Raw genomic sequence first — 21,428 nt, forward strand, 5'->3', positions numbered from 1 at the left:
ACATAAAGCATAAAAAAAGCTGTTCTAACGAACAGCTTTTTTTATGATCTTAATTCCGAAGAAATATACAATTACGCGATTCTGGTGATCTTCGCTCCTATCGCTTTTAATCTTTCTTCAATATTTTCATAACCTCTGTCTATTTGCTCGATGTTATGTATCGTTGAAGTTCCTTTTGCTGAAAGTGCTGCAATCAATAAGGAGATTCCCGCTCTAATATCTGGAGAGGTCATCGTAGTAGCTTTTAACTGAGATTGAAAGTCATGGCCTATTACCGTGGCTCTATGTGGATCACAAAGAATGATCTTCGCTCCCATATCTATAAGCTTATCTACAAAAAACAACCTGCTTTCAAACATTTTTTGATGTATCAATACGCTTCCTCTTGCCTGAGTTGCGATTACAAGGATGATACTCAAAAGATCTGGGGTAAACCCTGGCCATGGAGCATCACTAATATTCATGATCGAGCCATCAATAAAGCTCTGTACCTCATAACCTTCAGAGTGTGCAGGTATAAAAATATCATCGCCTTTTCTTTCAACAGTAATTCCTAGTTTCCTGAAGGTTGTAGGGATGATACCCAACATGTCCCAGTTCACATTCTTTATAGTGATCTCACTTTTTGTCATAGCGGCAAGACCAATCCATGAACCAATTTCGATCATATCTGGAAGAATTGTATGATCACAACCTCCCAGCTTCTTTACACCGTCTATGATAAGCATATTAGAACCTATTCCACTAATGTTGGCACCCATACGGTTCATCATTAGGCATAACTGCTGTAAATACGGTTCGCAGGCTGCATTATAAATGGTCGTTTTTCCTTTAGCAAGTACTGCGGCCATTACAATGTTCGCAGTTCCAGTTACTGATGCTTCTTCCAGTAACATATAACTTCCAGTTAAACCATCAGGAGCTTCAACTCCATAAAAACGTTCTTCTTTGTTGTATCTGAAATCTGCTCCCAGTTTCATAAAACCTTCGAAGTGAGTATCGAGTCTGCGTCGACCAATTTTGTCTCCACCAGGTTTAGGAATGAAACCTTTCCCAAATCTTCCAAGCATAGGTCCAACGATCATTATGGAACCACGAAGTCCTCCTCCATCGATCTTGAACTGTTCACTATTCAGATATTCCATGTCCAGATCATCACTTTCAAAGGAATAACTTCCTTTACCCAGCTTTTCGATCTTAACACCAAGATTTTTTAGTAAGTTGATTAGTTTGTTAACGTCCAGTATATCTGGAATGTTATTGATAACCACCTTTTCATCGGTTAACAATACTGCACATAAAATTTGCAGCGCCTCGTTTTTTGCTCCTTGAGGTTGTATTTCCCCGCTCAAACGATGACCGCCTTCTATTTGAAATGTTCCCATTAAAGAAAAATATTAGTGGCGTTTACGACCAGGCTTACGGCCGCCGGTATGTTTTTTGTTTTTCGAGTATTTCTTCTTGTTGGATCCGCTTCCGCGAATAAGTTCTGAAGCCTGGGTTAGATCCTCATCAGCATTTTTGAGATTTATCTTTCCACCACTCAATTCTTTCAAATGATTAATGATCACTTCATCATCTACAGAATCACGATTCCAGTTCAGGTAAGATTTTTTCATGTGATTGGCGATAGTCATCACCAGGGCATCTTTAAAATCACCTTCTTCCTTATCCTTTGCCGCATCGATCATGCGCTTGATATTATTTCCGTAGAACCTGTACTTAGGATTATTCTCAGGATAATCAAGCATTTCGGGACGCTCTGTAAGCATTTCCCTGGTCGGTTTTGGAAAAGGAGACTCAACATCCAGTTTAAAATCACTGATCATAAAAAGCTGATCCCACAATTTATGCTGAAAATCTGGCACATCACGAAGATGCGGATTCATATTACCCATTACAGCAATAATTGAATTAGCAACTTTGTTACGTTCTTTATCATCTTCGATTTCTACAGCATGTTCCACCATTTTTTGCAAATGTCTGCCATATTCAGGAATGATCAGTTTACTCCTTTCAGAGTTATATTCTAAAGCGTTTGTCAAAATTGAGATTTAATTAGGTAATTTAATAGAAGTTTTCTCCTGCGTGCAAAATACTAAATATTCAGTAAGAATGACAAGAAAATAGAGCAATTGTGCGATCATTAAAGAGAAATAACCCCTTCAACTTTATCAGCCACTTCTTTATATTTTTCAATCACATGGTCAGGATCTTTCATCCTAACATTAATGGAAACACTGGTATACGTTCCTTTTTTAGATTGTTTGGTATTGATCACAGCTCCCATGTTGTCAAAGATATCTTCAACCTGTGTTACCTTCTCCCCTTTTGTAGGGACAATAAATTTGTATAGGTATTCTGCAGGCCACATTGCCGTATCCTGAAGCTGTTTTTTAAGTTTTGCGTAAAATTCATCCGGATTTGTCGAATCACTCATAGTTTTCTCCTTCTTTTATCACAAAGATACAAGGAAAGACAACATTTTTATAATCAAATTCATTTACCGAAATTTGCCGGGTGAAAACTATGAAAATTGTTATTACCGGTGGACCCGGTACTGGAAAGTCTTCCATCATACACGAACTGGAAGCTAAAGGAGAAAACTGTATCCATGAGATCTCCAGGCAGGTAACCCTTGAAGCACAAAGAGATGGTATCGATCAGCTCTTTCTGGAGCAGCCATTACTATTCAGTGAAAAATTACTTGAAGGGAGATTAAATCAGTTTAAGGAAGCTTCTAATTCCTCAGCGAATCGCATCTTTCTAGATCGTGGATTGCCCGATGTTGTTGCCTATATGGATTATTTTAACACTGTTTATCCCGAGATATTCAGTGCGACCTGTGAGGAGCATGCCTATGATAAAGTTTTTATCTTACCACCATGGAAGGAGATATATAAAAGCGATAATGAGCGTTACGAAACCTATGAAGAGGCGGTAAGAATTTCAAAACATTTATATGACACTTACAGGCTCTTTGGATATACACCTATCGAAATTCCTAAAGCAAGTGTAGCAGAAAGAACTAAATTTATACTGAACCAACTATAAATCTTTTGCAAACGGAAGCTTTAAAAATTCTAGAAAAATATTGGGGCTTCCAGAAATTCCGGCCTTCGCAGCTGGAAGTAATCGAGGCGATCCTGGATGGTCAGGATACACTGACCTTATTTCCTACCGGCGGTGGGAAGTCTATCTGCTTTCAGGTACCAGCGATGATAAACGAAGGAATTTGCGTGGTGGTATCACCACTAATTTCTTTAATGGAGGATCAGGTACAGGCTCTTCAAAAAAGGAATATCAAAGCGATGGCCATCACCGGTGGGATCTCTTATGCCGATCTCGATAGAAATCTTGATAACTGCATCTTCGGAAATTTCAAATTTTTATACCTCTCTCCGGAAAGGCTTCAGCAGGATATAGTAAAAGAACGACTGAAGCAAATGAACGTGAACCTGATCGCTGTAGATGAAGCACATTGTATTTCTCAATGGGGACATGATTTCAGGCCAGCTTACCGTAATATTTCAGAAGTTCGCGAAATTATACCTGAAGTACCTGTGGCAGCATTTACGGCTACGGCAACGAAAATGGTAGTAGAAGATATCTGCGAGCAGCTTCAGTTGAAGAACAGGGCAGTATTTAAGAAATCTTTTGAAAGAACCAATCTGTTTTACGAGGTTGTCAAAACTGAAGATAAATACTTTCGATTAACGAGACTACTGGGAAATGATTCTGCCATTGTTTATGTAAGAAGCCGGAATGCCACCAGGGAGATCACCGACTTTCTAAATAAGAATGGGATTACGGCCGCTGCATATCACGGCGGAATGAAAAAGGAGGATAAAACTGTGAAGTTTCGATCATGGATGAACAACGATACCAGTGTAATGGTTGCTACGACCGCATTCGGAATGGGTATTGACAAACCAGATGTTCGTACCGTTGTGCATATTGATCTACCTGAAAGTCTGGAAAGCTATTTTCAAGAAGCAGGAAGAGCAGGAAGAGATGGAGAGATTTCTAAAGCCGTTATAATGACGAATGCTGGCGACATTCCAGTTCTAAAGAATCAGTTTATAAACAATCTCGCGTCTGTTGAAGATGTGAAATTTATCTATAGAAAACTGAACGCTTTTTTCAGCATAGCGTTTGGTGAAGGTGAAAATCAGGTATATGATTTTAATTTTGCCAGCTTCTGTAATCAATATCATTTAATTTCAGGTAAGACCTATAACGCATTACAACTATTAGATCGTTGCAGTGTCCTTAGACTGTCTCAACAGTTTCAGAAGAAAACTGAAATAATGATAAAATTAAGCGGGGATCAACTGGAGATTTATCTTGATGACAATCCAAAATATTCACACCTCCTAAGAACCCTGTTGAGAAATTATGGTGGTGTATTTGATAATTTGGTGAACTTTAATATATCGTCTGTAGCCGAGAAAGCAGATCTTCAGGAAAATGAATGTTTAAGCCTTTTTGAAGACTTACAGCAACAGGAAATCATAGAGTTTTCGATTGCCAAACATGATGCTTCCATTACCTTTCTAGTTCCCAGGGAAGACGAATCCACTATAAATCCTGTTTCTGGATTTATTTCTAAATACAATAAAACAAAAAGAGAAAAGATATCGGCTGTGCTCGATTTCGTTCAGAATGATCAGGTTTGCAAACAAATACAGTTGCTGGAATATTTTGGAGAAACTAAGCCTGAAAAATGCGGTAGGTGCTCTGTTTGCAATTCTGAAACTGATGATTTAAGTCGTGATGAAATGAATGAAATATTTCTGGCGCTGCAAAAATTATTAAAATCCAGGGCATTGGACACTAAAGAAATATCTTCTCTATTAAACTATAAAGAATCCTCTATTCTAAAGGTAATACGGTTACTGGTGGAGCGAGGCATTTTAGAAAAAACGTTAACTAACAAGTACAAAATATCAATAAATGACTGATCTCAGAATAGTATTTATGGGCACTCCGGAATTTGCCGTGAAAAGCCTTGAAGCAATTCTTGAAGCCGGCTATAATGTTGTAGGAGTGATTACTGCTCCAGATCGACCGGCTGGCAGAGGAAGGAAATTACGAGAAAGTGCCGTAAAGACTTTCGCGGTTTCTAAAGATCTTAAAGTTCTTCAACCTACTAATCTCAAATCTGAAGAATTTCAACAAGAGTTGAAGCAAATCGATCCAAATGTGCAGGTAGTCGTAGCATTTAGAATGCTGCCTGAATCTGTATGGAACTACCCTGAACTTGGTACTTTCAATTTACATGCGAGCTTACTGCCTCAGTATCGCGGAGCTGCTCCAATCAATTGGGCGATCATGAATGGTGAAAAAGAAACTGGAATATCCACTTTCTTCCTGGATGAGAAAATTGATACCGGCGCTATGATTATGCAGGAATCTGTTGTTATTGGGGAACATGAAAACCTGGAGACCATTCACGATAGATTGATGAACAAAGGATCAGGGCTGGTTGTAAAAACATTAAAAGCTATCTCTGAAGGAACTACCAAGCCAATACCACAGAAAGATTCCGCAACGCTTAGAGAAGCGCCAAAATTGAATCGCGAGAACACCAAGATCAATTGGGATAAACCTTTAAATGAGATATACAATCACATACGCGGACTCAATCCCTACCCTTCTGCCTGGTGTTATTTAGATAATGGTGATGCGCAGGAACAGACTGTAAAAATCTATGATGTGATTAGTCATAAGGAAGAACATGATCAATTCTACGGAAAAGTCATAATTAAAGAAAAGCAATTGCTGGTTGCCGCGAATGGTGGATTCATTGAAATTAAACAGATTCAATTGCCTGGAAAACGTAAAATGGAAACTCATTCACTACTGAATGGCTTCAAATTTTCAGAAAAAGCAAAAATGCGCTGAACCCTTATTAATGCTGAATTGGTTGGATTTTAATAAAAAACAATTATCTTTATTAACAAATCAACCGAGTTATCAACAAATACGGGCTTTTCCCTTGTCATTACTTGCGTGGACGGGAAATCCGTATAAATTTGTAAACCAGTTTAACAGAATGTTTAACCAACAATTAATTTAAAATTCAAATTATGAACAAAACAGATTTAATCGACGCAATGGCTGAGAATGCTGGAATTTCTAAAGCAGCAGCTAAAAAAGCACTAGAATCTTTTCTAGAAAACGTTGAAAAATCTCTTAAAAAAGGAGATAGAGTATCATTAGTAGGATTTGGATCTTGGTCTGTATCTAAAAGAGCTGCTCGTGAAGGAAGAAACCCACAAACCGGAAAAACTATCAAGATCGCTGCTAAAAACGTAGTGAAATTTAAAGCCGGAGCTGATTTACAAAAAGCTGTGAACTAATAATTTGCATTGTAAATATCATAAGCCTTCCCAAGGGAAGGCTTTTTTTATCTAAAAAATTTGGATATGTATTGCATTTTTAACAGAAAAAATATAGTTTAGTTCTAAAGACTGCTACAAATGATTGCGTTGAAACCAACCAAAGGCCATCTTCTCGTTGCAGAACCATCCATAATTGGAGATGTTTCTTTTAATCGCTCGGTGGTTCTACTTGCCGACCATTCCGAAAATGGATCGGTAGGATTCATCCTGAACAAAATTCTTGATTTTACACTTAAAGATCTTATTCCTGAAATCAAAGGGAATTTTGATGTCTATAATGGAGGTCCTGTAGAACAGGATAATCTGTATTTTATACATAAAATTCCAGATCTCATCCCTGACAGTATCGAGATCGCTCATGGAATTTACTGGGGTGGTAATTTTGAGGCTGTGATGGAACTTATCTCCAAAGATCTGATTTCAGATAAGCAGATAAAGTTTTTTTTGGGATATTCTGGATGGGATGCGCAACAATTGGATGACGAGTTAAATTCTCATTCCTGGGTGGTCACTGCAAATGAGGACAACAAGGACCTTCTTGAAAAGCCCTACTCTTCCTTCTGGAAGGATAAAATGCTGGAATTAGGTGGAGAATATATGTTATGGTCAAACTCTCCAGAGAACCCTTCTTACAACTAATTAGCCTAATCTCGCTTTCACATTTAACTTATTAAGCAGGTTTTTAGCTACAACTGAGTCGTAGTGTTTCTTACGATATTTTGACACTGGCTGAATACCAACCGCGATGTTAGTAATGAAAAGTTCATCAGCTTTTTGCAATTCAAAAGGCGAAATTGAAGCTTCTTCTAATTCGTATTCTTCAGTTTTCTTGATGATCTCCAGTAATTGCTTCCGAATAATTCCGTTTAAAACACCATCTGTAAGTGGAGGCGTTTTAATTTTGGAACTTGAAACTAGAAATAAATTACCATTCAGAGCTTCGACTACGCTCTTTTTCTCATTCAGAAGCAAACAGTTGTGGTAATCATTTTCCTTAGCATAGATGCTTCCCAAAACATTTACCGCGCGATTATTCGACTTGATCGTAGACAGCAGTCCGCTTCCCACATAATGATCTTTAAATAATTCGATCTCGTAATCCTCTGTATTTAATAAATAAAACGAGTTCTCCATTTCCACTACCGTCATCACGTAAGCGATCTCTCTGGTCGCAGGCGTATAAAAACCACCTTCTTCGCGATAAACAGCAAATCGTACTCTTGCAGCATTTTCTTTTAGATCGTTTTCCTCAACGATACTGAGAATTTCTTTCTCTAAAAACTCTGGTGAGAAGCTGGATGGGATCTCCATTCTCATGATTCGCATGGAAGCCATCATTCTAAAATAATGATCTTCCCAGAACATTACTTTTCCATTAATAACTCTAATAGTTTCGAAAACTGAATCTCCATAAGCGAATCCCCTGTTAAGGACTGAAAGATTAGCTTCTGAATCCTGAACTATATTTCCATTTAAATTGATCATAAAAAAACCCCGTTTAAAACGGGGCAAATGTACTATTATCTTAAGACTTTTCTAGGCAGAACCTAATATCTGTTTTAGATCTGAAACCATATTTTCCCATAGCATTTTTCCTTCATCGATCTCATCCTCTTCAGCAAAATCTGTGATCATTAGGGAAACATCTTTGGTGATATCATCCACTTGTATTCTTAATTCAAAAAAATATGGAGAATCTTCATCTTCAACCCACTTGAACTTAATTCGTTCATCGCTTTTCTTACTCATTAGCTTGGCCTTCTCCTCACTACCTTCCCAAATAAAAGTAAAAAACTCCCCACGGGAATTTACATTATCTGCATACCACTCGCTTAAACCTGAGGGAGTTGAAATATATTGATACAATAGCGAAGGAGAAGCCTGAATTGGAAACTCCATTTCGTATTTTGTCTTTTCTTCCATTCTAAATTAGTTAGTTTCGGGCAATATAGATATTAATTGGAAGGATTAAAAGAAATCAAAATAAATATTTTAGAAAATAAAGTTTGTGACAATACAAATTGTTTTTATATTTGCACCCGCATTAAGGAAATCATGCGAGGCCTTAAATAGCAAGGCTTCTGAAAGGTTCCACTAAATGCAAAATTGATAAGGCGAGGTAGCTCAGTTGGTTAGAGCGTCGGATTCATAACCCGGAGGTCCCGAGTTCAAATCTCGGTCTCGCTACTAGTAAAATAAAGGCTTTACAGAAATGTGAAGCTTTTTGTTTTTATCCCTAGTACAGAATAAGTACAGAATCTCATTTTTTTTAATAAATAAATAAGAGTCATATAGAAAATCTCCGTTTGATATCAATTGAAACGGAATTTTATATTTATTCCGGAAATTAACTCTAGAAAGTAACCATTAATTTTCCATCGTTAATAAGATTCAAAATTTTAGTAATTAAGATCCAATCTTGAATCACTGCCCATTACTTCCCTGGAATAGCTCAGCATGCCTGAAACCTGATAGCTATGAAATACTTCCTCTTCCCTATCGTAAAATTTCTCATATATATCCCTTAGAGATGCAGCTGTAAAAAATTCCTAAAAGTAAAGCAGTGAAGAAATGCGAAACGTTAGATCCTTGAAATGAAGAAATCACAAAAAAAAATCAGGGTGCAAACATAGCCTATAACAATAAATTACACCCATTAATTAGAGTGAAAGAGCTTTTTAAAGAAAGGTGAATTACAAGTAATTAGAGCTATTATTTAAGGTTATTAGGAAATTGTTTAAAAGGAGTCATAATCATCCGAAGGAATACTATTCCAGGTACTTCTTAGCCTCAAGACTATAAAGCATAGTAACTCATTTACACTGCTCTATTTTTCTTAAAATTCTCCGCTTGTTCAAATATTTCTTCATAAACTTCATCTCGTTCCACCGGCGGATAACCGTGTTCATCGAGTAATAAAATTAGCCCCACTTTTAAGGCAGATTTAATGTCGTTCCTTTTGCTCCAGTCCGGGAATTTCGCCTGTTCATCCACTAAATCTTTTATAGCTTTTGAAAGCTCGATGAGCTTATGTTCGGGATATTGAAAATCATACTTTACACAGAGCTCTCTTAAAATATCATAGAAAGCTTTTTCTTCAAAATCAATTCCTAACTTTTCCCCGGCCGAAAACTCCTTTTGTACCTGCCAGATTAGGTCTGTGAGCTGCTCTGCCATCTCTTCGTAGACCTCTCCGCGTAATACATCTCCTTTTCTCTCATTGTATCGGGAGACGAGGCCTTCCATCTTTTTAGAAAAATCTACTCCTTTTACCTTGTTCACTTTTTTAATCTCTCCAATCGCCCTGGCCAGTAATTGCTGTAAAAGTTTGATTTTAGTATTGGGCAATTTGATCCTATCGATTTTCGCCAAATAATCCTCATCAAATATGTCCTGCTGACTGTTGTTCTGATCGCCCATTTTAAAGATCTCCTCCACACCTTCACTTGCCAAAGCATTTTTGATCATTTCCCTTACTTTGGCATTCATCTGGGCGGTATCCGGTGCATTTCCCCTGGTGAGTTTAAAAACTATAGATTTTACAGCTAAATAAAAATGTGTATAATCCCTTTCTTCCTGTGTTAACTTTTCACTTCCAGCACAAATATCATAAGCAGCTTTCAGGCGTTTCACCAAATCCATAAAACGTGTTTCCAGCTCCTTGGTATGCTGTACGTATTCAACAGCCAGGTTAAGGTTGTTCAATTGGCTTAAAGGATCTCCCTGGAAATAATCTGTACTATCAAATTTGTGAAAAATCCTGGCCAGTAAATCCAGGTGGTCTCTAACTATTTTCAGGGACTTTTGGATATCCTCAAAATTCTGCCGCTCACCCTTATTGTATTTGGCAAGAGCTAAATTCATTTGTTTCTTAATACCAATATAATCTACTACCAGTCCTTTGTTTTTGCCCTGGAACTTCCGGTTTACCCGGGAAATCGTCTGGATAAGGTTATGTTGCTGGATGGGCTTATCGATATAGATACTATCCAGAAACGGCACATCAAAACCTGTGAGCCACATATCTACGACAATGGCAATTTTAAAATTCGATTTCTCATTTTTAAATTGACGGTCCAGCTCTTTCCGGTACTCTTTTGTTCCTAAAAGATCATACATTTCTTTTGGATCGTCTTTTCCTCTTGTCATGATCATCTTTATCCGCTCAATAGGCTTGAGTTGCTTCCTGTCTTTTTCAGTTAAATCGGCACCTTCTTCTGCCTTTCTAATCTTTGCCCATTCCGGTCTTAATTCTATGATGTTCTTATAAAGCTCGTAAGATATTTCACGATTGCTACAAACGAAAATTGCTTTTCCTTTTACGGTAGCACCTTCCTCCAGCCTTTTTTCATAATGATTGACAAAATCATCTGCTATGGCCTGTAAACGATCCGGATCACTCAAAATGGCATTAATGTTAGCCGACTGCTTTTTACTCTCTTCTACCTGGTATTCATTCGCACCTTCTTCCTCAGCTACCCGGTAATATTCCTCAATTTTCTTTAATTCTCTGTTTTCAAGGGCCACTTTCGCTGCCCTTCCTTCATATACAATACGTACTGTAATTTCATCTATTACAGATTCTGTCATTGTATATTCATCTACTACCTTCCCAAATACATCTAAAGTAGCATCGATTGGCGTCCCGGTAAAACCTACAAAAGTAGCGTTAGGCAAAGAATCGTGAAGGTACTTAGCAAAGCCAAAAGTTTTCTTTACCCCTTTTTCTGTGATTTTTATTTTCTGGTCAAGATTGGTCTGGCTCCGGTGAGCTTCATCAGATATACAAATAACATTGCTTCTATTCGTAAGTAACTCGGTATCTTCTGTAAACTTATGTATAGTGGTAAGGAACACGCCTCCACTTTCTCTTCCTCTAATCCGTTTGCGTAAGTCTGCACGGCTTTCTGCACTTACGATAGCATCATCCCCAACAAAGGCTTTGGCATTGGTAAATTGCCCTGCAAGCTGATCATCCAAATCGGTTCGATCTGTAATCAAAATAATGGTGGGGCTTTCAAAATGATCACTTTTCATTAAAAGCCGGGTTAGGAAAAGCATTGTAAAACTTTTTCCGGAACCGGTTGCTCCAAAGTAAGTGCCTCCTTTTCCGTTTCCGTTAGGTTTTTGGACTTTCTGAATATTTTCAAATAGAGCCCTTGCCGCATAATACTGGGGATAGCGGCACACGATCTTTTCGTCTTTCTTGGAACTGTCCGGTAAATAAATAAAGTTTTTAATAATGTCCCGAACGCGATCTTGCTGAAGCATTCCCTGGATAAGGGTGAACATACTATCAATACCGTCAACCTCTTTTGCCAATCCTGCGATCCTGCGCCAGGCATAAAAGAATTCATAAGGCGCAAAAAATGAACCTGCTTTGGTATTTACACCATCACTAATGACACAAAATGCATTGTACTTAAAAAGTTCAGGTATGTCCCTTTGGTAACGCACTGTTAATTGAATATAGGCGTCATAAATGGTGGTATTTTCCTGAATCGCCTTTTTGAATTCGAAAACAACTACCGGAATTCCATTAATATAAAGAATCCCGTCAGGAATACGTTTTTGGGTTCCGGTAATTTCCAGCTGATTAACGAACTTATAAGTATTTTGGTTGTCTTCTGAATAATCAATTAAATAGATCCAGATATCTTTTTGGGAACGGTCTTCCCGCTTTAGCGAAAAACCATCAGAAAGCATTTGCATAAACTCCTTGTTGCTTTCATAGAGGTCTGATGCCGGAAGAGTTTTAAGTCTAAGGATAATGGAATCTATTTCATTTTTAGTAATCCCGTTTTTCCGGTACCTTGTCAATAGAAATTCCCGAAGATCACTTTCAATGAGCACTTCATCTTCCTTTCGTGAGATAGTGCCTCCTAATTGATGCTTATAACCTTCCTGTTCCAGCTGGTTGGCAAAAACACTTTCCAGTTGTGCTTCGGTAAATTTCATTCCTGTCTGGCTTTTCTTCCCTTCTCAGTTAACCTATACTTCTGTTTACTGCTTTTGGGTTTGTCCGGTATTGTTAATTCTACCAAACCCTCTTCTAAAGCGGGGTTTAAGTAATTGATTCTAAAATTTTTTCTGTCCACAAGACCTAATGATTTTTGTAATTCGGTTCTACTTTCTTCGCCCTTAAAGACATTAAGAAGATCCCGTACTTGGGGGGTGACTTGCGGGGTAACTTGGGGGGTGACTTGCGGGGTCTCCCTATAAACATCATCTGCGGCAGGAAATATCATCCTGAGGAAATTATCAGAAAAACGGAAACATTCTTTGCTGTACGATTCCAGTATTCTGGGAATTCCCGAACCTAATTGCTCTACCAGGTCCAGATCTTTATAAATACGCATCAGCTCCTTGTTCCGGGGAATTGAAAAGCCTTCAAAAAACTCATTTTTACTTAAGCCATCAGGTAAAGAACCTGCGGAAGTTATTTCGATGCGATCATTAAATATCTCAAATTTTGGTGCTATTTCTCGGGTATAGTCATTATGTACAAAAGCATTTATAATTGCTTCCCTAAGTGCAATGGCATTCCATAGACGATGTTCCTTTCGCTCTTTCTGAGTTATTTGTGTGATTGTACGGTTTTCCAGGCTTATTTTATCCAGTACACTCTTAGTAGCTTTCACAAGGGAACAATAACCGTATTCGTTGCTTTCCATTAAATCTACTCGCGTGTCACCCTTATATTTTGCGACCTTTACGGAAAGGTTATTTTCATCGGCCAACAAATAAGCGGCGTAATTCAAATCACCATCGGTGGTTGTAAGCTCTAAATTCTTCCTGAACTGTTTATTAAGGGGTTTTTGTTTTTCCTGGTAATAAATATGAAGCTGCTCAAAGTTTAGATCCTGGCGATGGGCTTTTATTTTCCCTATGGAATTCCGGGTACGAGAGGCAAAAAGTTCTTCAATTAATTTTTGGGACATGGGTTCTGCAGCAGAACCCAATCGTATAAAACAGCCTTTTTCACTCATCCCATATTTTTTAAGATGGTATGGTTTCTCAGAACCGCTGGCTACAATAACCTTTAAAATTTCTTTCCCATCCTTTTCTTCACTAACAATATCAAAAAGCCCAAGGGCTGAAGGACGAATGTTGTTTTTTAACCGGTCTTTTATTTTTAGCTGGTCTCCATCGGCATCCTGAACACCGACTATGGCACCTTCTTTATCAATGCCTATATAAATTATGCCGCCTTCCCGGTAGTTTAAAAAAGCTACCACTTCCTTCTCCAGCCCTTCGGAAAGTTCACGTTTATATTCTATGCGGTTAGTTTCGGGCATTATCTAATTCTCGTAATATTTTAGTTTTCTTTTATTAAATGCCGGCATTGTACCCTCTAAGACTTTTACAATGCTTTCATTGATAGTAGGGTTTTCTATAGCTCCTGATTTAAAACTAAAGGTGATATTATTTTCTTTGTCTAATTCAACATAAATAACCTGTTCCGCATCAGCTACTACTGCTAGGTTTGGATTATGTGTAACTAAAATTATTTGTCGCCTGCATTTTGCTTTTTTAATGAATGGAACTAAAATATTAGCCACGCTATTATTATCTAAATTGTCCTCTGGTTGGTCAATAATTAGAGGTATATCATTATTGTCTAGTAGTAAGTAGAAAATTAAAAGTAATGCTCCTTTTTCTCCAGGAGACAATAGTTCTAACCTTTTATCTCCCTGTCTTAACTCATAGTTGTAATCTAAAAAATCTAAAGAAAATAGATAATCATAGAGTTCGGTTACTTCTGTAACCTGATTCTCTACAAAAGCTTGTTGTGTAGGCTCTTGCCTTAAATCTTCAAATAGAGCCTTAACTATATCCTTAAGAAATCCTTCTAATGAATTAAATTCATTAAAATCCCTATTTTCTAAAATTTTTTCTATTTGAATGTCCGCATTCTCTTTACCATAAAAAGTTCCAACTTTATTAAGGGAAATGTAATTCAAGAACTTACTAACAAAGTTGGCTTTTACGTCAAAAGAGGCTTCAATATTAATCCTGTACTGATCTAATAAGTCACCATTCTCTGAAATAATATCGTCTATTTTCGTTTTCACCTCGATATATACATCCAAGACAACTTTCATTTTATCAAAAATCAACTTTGAGATTTCTAATCTTTGAGTTCTTAGAACGTCTATATCACTTTTGAGAGTTTCATCAACATACTTTAGTTCCTTTTCGAAATATTTTAAAGTATTTGGTGAATTTTCATTTCCTATTATATTATCTTTTTTCCCTTGCCAGTTCTTTGTGTCAATCAAATACTGCTGGTACTTCTTTTCCTCTTCACCAAGACCTTTTTGAATTGTATTAAGGGCCTCTTTTTTTTGTTTCAATAGATTATTAAATGAAATAAAATTAGGTGTTGTCGGTGGTTCTTCTCCTAATTTTATCTTTACCTCTTTTAAAGTGGATTCTTTATTAGAAATTACCAGGTCGAGAGTGGAGTAATTGAATCGATATTTAACAACTTCATCTATCTCTAGATCATACCTTGATAAAGATTCTTTATTAGTTTCTTTAAAAAAGTCTAAGTCTTCTTCTTTTCCTTTTATTAATTGCTTAATTCTTTTTAAATCATTAATTTCAGTTAACAATAGTTGCTTTTTTTGAGTTTCGTTAGATATATCTTGTTCTAATTTCTCAATACTATTTTTAATTTCAGCTATTTTGTTATTTACCTCCTCATTTTTCTTAGCAATTTCTAGGTCCTCATTGGGATTGGGAACAGCAATAGGTTCTACCAAAGCAGTCAATTCCTCCTTTTTCTTTGCTATTTGGGCAATTATGTTATTTTTATACGAAGTGTTAAGCTTTTTCTCCTTTTCGAAAATTGTAGAATTAATTGGTTGCAATCTATCTTTCAGATTGTTTATCTCGTGGTTTATTAGTTCCTTTTTGCTATTAATTAATTCTTCAAAAGAAGTATAACCAACTTTGTCATCTTCACTTAAATGAGTAAATACAACATTTTCGATTTCTTTTCGAAATTCTTCAATTGAGCTTATTTCATTGGTTAACCTCTCAAAATAACCTTGTGGTAAATATTTAACGAGTTCTAATTCTCCATTAACCGATGAATCTCCTAGATTTTTATGATTTGAACTTTCACTTTCCCAGGTTATAGTTGCTTCAAAATTTTTAGCGTGTTTTCCATCTCTAAATTTATTCTTATGTAAGAATGAAAAATCATCTTGATTTTTATAATTCCCACAAAGAGCAATAATATCTGCCAATGCACTTTTTCCACTCCCTTTATTACCTATGATAGCGACCAATTCTGGATTAAGGGGGATTTCCAAATCTTGAAACCAATTGCCATATTGTCCAGTATAGCTGGATATTTGATTAATCTTTACCTTTTTTAAATATTTGGTTCTGTTTAATTTTACTCTATCTAATATTTCTGGTTCTTTACCAGTTCTTACTCTATCAATTGGTTCAATATAAAGGTGCTTTAAACCTTTTATTGAGGGATCGCCTTTTATATAACTAAACTTGCTGCCGATTTTTTCAAGAGACTCTGAGTCAGATGTATTAATAACTGCAATACATTTATCTCCCCAACTAGAGTGATTGCCACTGCATACTCTTTTTAAATCCTGATTTTTTGAGGTTAATGGAATATCTACAATCCCAAAGTTATCATTAGAGTAAATTTCTTTTTTGTTACTATCCTGTAGTTCCTTCCAGAGTCCATCTGAATTTTCAATATGGGGAAAAACAGGTATAAAATCCCATTCTTTAGATTTAGAAATTATATCCTTAGCACCTAAAGAACTTGAATTTACAGGTTGTCCATTATTAAACCTTGTTGAAGGAATATTAATAGCATCCAGAAACCTATCAATATATTCTTTCCAAGACAACTCTCGTTTAATAGTTCTTCCATCTTCCTGAAACTCAAACTTCCTGTTATTATTGGTTTCAGGATTGAAAACAATAATAATATGGCATCTATCATTTCCTCCAATTTCAATACCTGGGAAAATGAATTTATCTGTATAAATTGATTCTTGGTTCTCTGCTTTTCTCAATTTTAGGTGAGATAAAATTTCTTCTATTCCTTCACCTGTATTATGATTGGCTAAAGAGATTACATCTGTATCATTATAGTGTATAAAATGTTCAACAAATAATTTCGCATAATCATCATTACTTAAATCTTTATGGTTTCCATTTATTTGTTGTTCGTTTAAACCTGTTAAGTCACAAAGATTTGACAATTTTTCCCCAGTAAACTGCACTCCCGTATACCTAGTATAATCTTTAGTACCTACTTGTAAATCCCATTTACGCCATATTGAACCTTTACTTGTCATATTTTAAATTTCTACTGATTCAGGTTTGATAATCTCTTCTACTGTACTCATTTTACTCAACAATATTGATTGTAGTTTCGCGAGGAGTTGAGATTTACGCATTATTTTTTCTTTGCGATTCATTATTTTAATAAACGGATGTTTTAAAATAGTTTCTTCACTTGGGCCAACCATTTTCAGTTTTTCGATAATTTCTTTACTTAAATTTGGTTGCGCTCCGCCAATCGCTACACTTACAATCTCATCTCTATTTACTCTGAGATAATAATAAATAAATGTGGATTTATATTCGTTGTCACAGATAAGGGCACAACAAGCTTGATTGGTTGTAGCAGGTATTTTTAAATATCCAACTTGACCTTTAGTATTACCTTGTCCATACATTGCCACCAATACAGTATTTATTGGTAAAAGAGTTACGGAACAGTCCCCTAAAGCCAAATCTGAAATATATTCCTCTACTTCAATTAAAACACTGTTTTTAAGCTCCCCTGTTTTAATCCAAGGATGATCATTTGATGACCAGTATTCTTTCCTGCTACGATTAGGAGTACTTCCACTCTTCATTTTGAATGCAAATTCACCAATTGTTTTAACCTTCCACCCCTCAGGAATCTCCTTATTCAATTCTTCATTATAAACCATCCTTCCACCAGAAGATTTGTAAGGTTTTCTATTTTCATTTGGAAATTCAAAATCCACAAACCAACGTTTATAGATAGCCTGTGCAGTTTCCTCCAGTTTCTGGTTAATTTGTTCATTCAGTTTGATGCGATTTTTCACCACATTGTATTCCCTTACAATTTCCCGCTGTTGTTCGATGGATGGAACGGGAAGTTCAAAAGCTAAAAAATCGTCCCATTCCAAGCTTCCTCTTACACCCCCAACAGCGTGAAAAGTCGCTTGCCTGTCAAATTCTGAACGTGTAAACCACATCATCAAATATTGAGGTAATAAAACTTCGGTATCTCTAATTTCAAATACTGGATAAGCCTGGGAAATAATAGCTTCTTCAATATCTTCAAGTAATGCCACTGGCATTTTACCATCTCTCCTCACCTGCATAACACTACAAGCAAACTGATTTTTACGAATGATCTTATAGTTGCGCATATTTGTTCCAACCGTATTTGCCACAGAAGGAATGAATTCTTTTGATATACTTAAGCCTAAAAGCGTAGTAACTTTTAACTCTTTATTACGTTCATCAACTAGTCGTATGTAATCTCCAATAGGCCTATAGTTTGATCGCATAGCCCAGCTCATTAAAAACGTCTAACAATTCCTTTTTAGATTGCTCTTCCTGTTGTAGTAAATCGGACAGGTCGCTTTGTAAACCCGCCATTTTGGAATCAAAATCAATATTTTCATCCCGGTTTACAAATTCAATATATTTACTGGGCACCAATGAAAAATCCTTTTTTTCAATAGCTGCTTTGGTGGCACTGTAGCAATATTCCGGGATATCTTTATAATCTGTATTTTCCTGTTGCCAATCGTGGTAGGTTTTGGCAATATCCTGAATATGCTTTGGACTAAACTGAATGAATTTTTTCTCAAATGGTTCCCCAATCTGGCGTAAATCCAGAAACAAAACCTCCTCCTCCCTATCCCGGTAATGGCGGTCCTCCTCACCAATAGAACGTGAATGTGCGGTTTTATTCCTATTCAGGATCCAAACGGTTACACTTATGTTAGTGGTATAAAACATATTTTGTGGTAAAATCACTATAGCTTCCACCAGGTTGTTTTCCACCAATTTTCTCCTAATTTTATATTCTTCGCCACCCCCGGAAAGAGCTCCGTTAGCCAAAATAAAACCGGCAACCCCATCATCTGATAGTTTGGAAACCATATTTAGGATCCAACCATAATTTGCGTTGCTTTTTGGAGGCACTTCATAACCCTGCCAGCGAGGATCATCAATTAATTCCTGCGGCCCACGCCAGTCCTTTTGATTAAAGGGCGGGTTAGCCATAATATAATCTGCTTTCAGATCTTTATGCTGATCGTTGCTAAAGGTATCGGCCGCTTTTTCACCCAGATTAGCAGATATCCCCCGAATGGCAAGGTTCATTTTTGCCAGTTTGTAAGTAGTATTGGTGTACTCCTGTCCGTAAATTGAAATTTCCCGTTTGCTCCCGTGGTGGCTTTCAATAAACTTGATAGACTGCACGAACATTCCACCTGAACCACAGGCCGGGTCATAAATTATCCCTTTATAGGGTTCTATCATTTCGGCAATAAGGTTTACAATACTCTTTGGCGTATAGAATTCTCCCTTTCCTTTTCCTTCCGCCAACGCGAATTTGGACAAAAAGTATTCATATACACGCCCCACAATATCCTGGGATTTGTCTTTTTGAGTATCTATTTTATTAATGGTGTCTAAAAGAGAGGCTAATTTACTTTTGTCCAGTCCTAAGCGGGAAAAATAATTGTCCGGCAATGCACCCTTTAGAGATGGGTTGTTCTTTTCGATCTGGTTTAACGCAGTATCAATCTTTAGTGCAATGTCGTCTTGCTTCGCATTTTTAATAAGATAGTTCCATCGGGAAGTCTCTGCTAAGAAAAAGACGTTCTTCATATAATAGAAGTCTTTCATCTCAAGATACTTTTCTTTGCCTTCGGCAACAAGTTCCTCACGGCGCACTTCAAATTTATCACTGGCAAATTTCAGGAAGATAAGCCCGAGCACCACATGTTTGTATTCTGAAGGTTCGATGGAGCCACGCAATTTATTCGCAGCATCCCACAGGCTTTCTTCAATAGATTTTTCTTTGGTAGTTTTCTTTTTTGCCATTATTAAGATTCGGGTATGTAGTAAATAATTTATGCTTCCGAGGTAGGGTGGGGAAGCCATGGCAATTTAGCAAAAATCTTTCTAATGTTAAAGGATTCTAAAGATTGGGCATTTGAATCTCTGAAAGGTTGCAGTTGGCTAATGTGCGGAATATAGCACGCTGAGTTGTCGGCTTGTTTTTTTGTTGTTTGTTTTTATAAATTATTCGTTTTCATGGAATACCCCATATTAGCCCCTTTAATCGCCGTTAGACACAGTCTTACCAAATACTTTTAATTTCAATTTTATTTAATTTTTCTTGAAGAGCTTTCGCTTCTTTATTATTACTATTCTCTTCAAGAAACTGATTAACCGAGTTGAGCATCATTTCCTTTAATTTTGACATTTCAGCATGTTTTAGTTGTTCTTCAATTTCATCATCAGCGTTATAAATCGTAAAAGAGCTGTTTTCTAATTCATCTAACCATTCTCTAAAAGTTTCTTTTTTCATTTTTTCGAAGAATGAATTAGTTGATTTTATTAGATATTTTGAAAGTTCATAACCGAGTTCAACGCCTTGACCTCCATCTCTTTTTTTAAATGAATCTATTAAGTTTGGTAGTTTTTGTTCCCCAATTCTAGCTTCTAAATTATCCAAAATTTGAGGTCCGATTTGAATTACCCAATCGTGAATTTTCTTGTCAACTTCTTGACCGTGAGAAGCTCGATTAAGGAATGGTAAAATGTCTATTATAGCTGAAGATTCTATATAGGTGAGTACTCCATTTGTGGAGAGTTCTCTAGTCAATTGATTAATACCCTTATTTTTTATAGAAATCGAATTATGTTCGGCTAAATCTTTTAGTCGGGATTCAATTTCCATTCTCAAATCGGACAACGCCAAGTTTGAGTCTAAATCAACTACATTTAAAAAAGAATATTTATAATGTTCTTTGGAAGTTTCTACTGAATCAACTTGTTTTATCCACCCTGCACCTATTAATTTCTCAGTAGCATTTTCTAATTGATGATATTCAAATTTTAATCCTCCAGGCAATTCAAAGGACTTAAAAAGTGGTGCTAACCAAGGAACAATAATTATGACAACTAAAATTACTGTTATTCCGTCAATTTTAAGTTCTGGCCATATTAAATGAGATACGATAAAAATTAAGCCTATTATTGATATTGTAATTTGAATAATTCTTTTTTCTATCATACTATCTTTTAGATTGTGCCTAATCTTGTTATATCCTCAGCAAGATAACTATTACATCCAAAAATTATTTAGATTAGACGCATAACTAGTTTCAGAAAAGATGAAAAAGTATAAATAATCATATCAGAAAAGAATGCCAACATTAATTTTTCTATTTTGCTTTAAGATTATTCAACTGCTTGGCAAGTTGCCGTAAATTGGAGGTTCCAATAGATTCATAGACTTCTGCAAAGTTCTTAATTGTAAATCCCATAGCTTCCACTATTAGAATTAAAGTAGCTGTACTAGGATTGGTCTTTGCATTGAGAATATTGGTAACTGTAGCTTTTCTTAAGACTGCAAACGAAGCTATTTTTCCTTGACTTGTAGCAATATCTTTTGTTTGATTTTCAGAGTAAGATTTTGCTTGGTTTAGAAGAATGTTTAGAGTTATTGCAGTCTTAAACTTAATATGGTATACTAACTCTTTTTCCATCAATGCAAGTAAATGAGTATAAAATAAATTATCGGTACGCTTTGACGTACCGATAATTTATTTTATATTTGATTGTTTTTATTAAATTTGCGAAACTTCTTAAAGTAAAAATATTAGAAGCATTCGCTTTGAATCTCGCGTCAGAAAACTGGTAATTTTCAAATAAACCACGAGAGGATAAGTAAGGATGCTCACGACCCGG

17 protein-coding genes and 1 tRNA gene are annotated in these 21,428 nt (G+C 36.2%); 6 read left to right on the forward strand and 12 right to left on the reverse strand.

Going from position 1 to position 21,428, the window contains the following annotated elements:
- Positions 1-71: 71 nt before the first annotated feature.
- From murA to ABVM50_RS12265, 3 genes are all read right to left on the reverse strand, one after another.
- Positions 72-1,385: a UDP-N-acetylglucosamine 1-carboxyvinyltransferase gene (murA, locus tag ABVM50_RS12255; RefSeq protein WP_405198829.1), complete on the reverse strand. Its 1,314-nt coding sequence runs from the start codon at positions 1,383-1,385 to the stop codon at positions 72-74.
- 12 nt (positions 1,386-1,397) lie between these two features.
- Entirely contained in the window at positions 1,398-2,045 is a 648-nt protein-coding gene (locus ABVM50_RS12260; RefSeq protein ID WP_141877863.1) for a DUF4290 domain-containing protein, read from the reverse strand.
- A gap of 101 nt (positions 2,046-2,146) precedes the next feature.
- Positions 2,147-2,440, reverse strand: a complete 294-nt coding sequence (locus ABVM50_RS12265; RefSeq protein ID WP_141877864.1) for a DUF493 family protein — start codon at positions 2,438-2,440, stop codon at positions 2,147-2,149.
- Between the two features lie 80 nt (positions 2,441-2,520).
- Here ABVM50_RS12265 and ABVM50_RS12270 point away from each other — a divergent pair, with 80 nt between their 5' ends.
- The 5 genes from ABVM50_RS12270 (at position 2,521) to ABVM50_RS12290 (ending at position 7,046) form a co-directional block, all read left to right on the forward strand.
- Entirely contained in the window at positions 2,521-3,054 is a 534-nt protein-coding gene (locus tag ABVM50_RS12270; protein ID WP_405198830.1) for an AAA family ATPase, read from the forward strand.
- Positions 3,055-3,059: 5 nt separating this feature from the next.
- Entirely contained in the window at positions 3,060-4,964 is a 1,905-nt protein-coding gene (locus tag ABVM50_RS12275; protein WP_405198831.1) for an ATP-dependent DNA helicase RecQ, read from the forward strand.
- Positions 4,957-5,907 carry a methionyl-tRNA formyltransferase gene (gene fmt / locus ABVM50_RS12280; RefSeq protein WP_405198832.1) on the forward strand — a complete coding sequence of 317 codons (951 nt, stop codon included), beginning with the start codon at positions 4,957-4,959 and terminating at the stop codon, positions 5,905-5,907. Before ABVM50_RS12275 ends, fmt begins: the two co-directional genes overlap by 8 nt.
- Before the next feature lie 185 nt (positions 5,908-6,092).
- Positions 6,093-6,365: an HU family DNA-binding protein gene (locus ABVM50_RS12285; RefSeq protein WP_006990442.1), complete on the forward strand. Its 273-nt coding sequence runs from the start codon at positions 6,093-6,095 to the stop codon at positions 6,363-6,365.
- Positions 6,366-6,485: 120 nt separating this feature from the next.
- Positions 6,486-7,046, forward strand: coding sequence for a YqgE/AlgH family protein (locus ABVM50_RS12290; RefSeq protein WP_141877868.1), 561 nt, complete (start codon positions 6,486-6,488; stop codon positions 7,044-7,046).
- Here ABVM50_RS12290 and ABVM50_RS12295 read toward each other — a convergent pair whose 3' ends face one another.
- Together ABVM50_RS12295 and ABVM50_RS12300 are read right to left on the reverse strand one after the other, a co-directional pair.
- Complete coding sequence (locus ABVM50_RS12295; RefSeq protein ID WP_405198833.1) at positions 7,047-7,892, reverse strand: aminotransferase class IV; 846 nt, start codon at positions 7,890-7,892, stop codon at positions 7,047-7,049.
- Between the two features lie 51 nt (positions 7,893-7,943).
- Entirely contained in the window at positions 7,944-8,330 is a 387-nt protein-coding gene (locus ABVM50_RS12300; protein WP_141877870.1) for an START-like domain-containing protein, read from the reverse strand.
- Positions 8,331-8,520: 190 nt separating this feature from the next.
- Between ABVM50_RS12300 and ABVM50_RS12305 the strand changes: the two genes are divergently transcribed.
- Positions 8,521-8,594: transfer RNA gene (locus tag ABVM50_RS12305), tRNA-Met, on the forward strand.
- Positions 8,595-9,224: 630 nt separating this feature from the next.
- Here the strand turns inward: ABVM50_RS12305 and ABVM50_RS12310 are convergent.
- The 7 genes from ABVM50_RS12310 to ABVM50_RS12340 form a co-directional block, all read right to left on the reverse strand.
- Positions 9,225-12,365, reverse strand: a complete 3,141-nt coding sequence (locus ABVM50_RS12310) for a type I restriction endonuclease subunit R (protein ID WP_405198834.1) — start codon at positions 12,363-12,365, stop codon at positions 9,225-9,227.
- Positions 12,362-13,705 (reverse strand): Fic family protein, encoded by a 1,344-nt coding sequence (locus tag ABVM50_RS12315; RefSeq protein WP_405198835.1) that lies wholly within the window; start codon positions 13,703-13,705, stop codon positions 12,362-12,364. Before ABVM50_RS12315 ends, ABVM50_RS12310 begins: the two co-directional genes overlap by 4 nt.
- Positions 13,706-13,708: 3 nt before the next feature.
- On the reverse strand, positions 13,709-16,750 hold the full coding sequence (locus ABVM50_RS12320) for a TrlF family AAA-like ATPase (RefSeq protein WP_405198836.1): 3,042 nt from the start codon (positions 16,748-16,750) through the stop codon (positions 13,709-13,711).
- Between the two features lie 3 nt (positions 16,751-16,753).
- A complete protein-coding gene (locus tag ABVM50_RS12325; RefSeq protein ID WP_405198837.1) occupies positions 16,754-18,016 on the reverse strand; it encodes a restriction endonuclease subunit S in 1,263 nt (420 codons plus the stop codon).
- Complete coding sequence (locus ABVM50_RS12330; RefSeq protein ID WP_405198838.1) at positions 17,988-19,553, reverse strand: N-6 DNA methylase; 1,566 nt, start codon at positions 19,551-19,553, stop codon at positions 17,988-17,990. Before ABVM50_RS12330 ends, ABVM50_RS12325 begins: the two co-directional genes overlap by 29 nt.
- 259 nt (positions 19,554-19,812) lie before the next feature.
- A complete protein-coding gene (locus tag ABVM50_RS12335) occupies positions 19,813-20,751 on the reverse strand; it encodes a hypothetical protein (RefSeq protein ID WP_405198839.1) in 939 nt (312 codons plus the stop codon).
- A 151-nt stretch (positions 20,752-20,902) separates the two neighbouring features.
- Entirely contained in the window at positions 20,903-21,226 is a 324-nt protein-coding gene (locus ABVM50_RS12340; protein ID WP_347408067.1) for a hypothetical protein, read from the reverse strand.
- Between the last annotated feature and the right edge of the window lie 202 nt (positions 21,227-21,428).

It is taken from the genome of Christiangramia sp. LLG6405-1, from assembly GCF_045055805.1.
Classification (GTDB): Bacteria; Bacteroidota; Bacteroidia; order Flavobacteriales; family Flavobacteriaceae; genus Christiangramia.

Excerpts from the sequence above, each read along its gene's own strand:
- ABVM50_RS12265 (WP_141877864.1), bottom strand. The coding sequence starts at position 2,440 with ATGAGTGATTCGACAAATCCGGATGAATTTTACGCAAAACTTAAAAAA.
- ABVM50_RS12315 (WP_405198835.1), bottom strand. The coding sequence starts at position 13,705 with ATGCCCGAAACTAACCGCATAGAATATAAACGTGAACTTTCCGAAGGG.
- ABVM50_RS12285 (WP_006990442.1), top strand. The coding sequence starts at position 6,093 with ATGAACAAAACAGATTTAATCGACGCAATGGCTGAGAATGCTGGAATT.
- ABVM50_RS12300 (WP_141877870.1), bottom strand. The coding sequence starts at position 8,330 with ATGGAAGAAAAGACAAAATACGAAATGGAGTTTCCAATTCAGGCTTCT.
- ABVM50_RS12335 (WP_405198839.1), bottom strand. The coding sequence starts at position 20,751 with ATGATAGAAAAAAGAATTATTCAAATTACAATATCAATAATAGGCTTA.
- ABVM50_RS12310 (WP_405198834.1), bottom strand. The coding sequence starts at position 12,365 with ATGAAATTTACCGAAGCACAACTGGAAAGTGTTTTTGCCAACCAGCTG.
- ABVM50_RS12340 (WP_347408067.1), bottom strand. The coding sequence starts at position 21,226 with ATGGAAAAAGAGTTAGTATACCATATTAAGTTTAAGACTGCAATAACT.
- fmt (WP_405198832.1), top strand. The coding sequence starts at position 4,957 with ATGACTGATCTCAGAATAGTATTTATGGGCACTCCGGAATTTGCCGTG.
- ABVM50_RS12330 (WP_405198838.1), bottom strand. The coding sequence starts at position 19,553 with ATGGCAAAAAAGAAAACTACCAAAGAAAAATCTATTGAAGAAAGCCTG.
- ABVM50_RS12320 (WP_405198836.1), bottom strand. The coding sequence starts at position 16,750 with ATGACAAGTAAAGGTTCAATATGGCGTAAATGGGATTTACAAGTAGGT.
- ABVM50_RS12325 (WP_405198837.1), bottom strand. The coding sequence starts at position 18,016 with ATGAGCTGGGCTATGCGATCAAACTATAGGCCTATTGGAGATTACATA.
- ABVM50_RS12290 (WP_141877868.1), top strand. The coding sequence starts at position 6,486 with ATGATTGCGTTGAAACCAACCAAAGGCCATCTTCTCGTTGCAGAACCA.
- ABVM50_RS12295 (WP_405198833.1), bottom strand. The coding sequence starts at position 7,892 with ATGATCAATTTAAATGGAAATATAGTTCAGGATTCAGAAGCTAATCTT.
- murA (WP_405198829.1), bottom strand. The coding sequence starts at position 1,385 with ATGGGAACATTTCAAATAGAAGGCGGTCATCGTTTGAGCGGGGAAATA.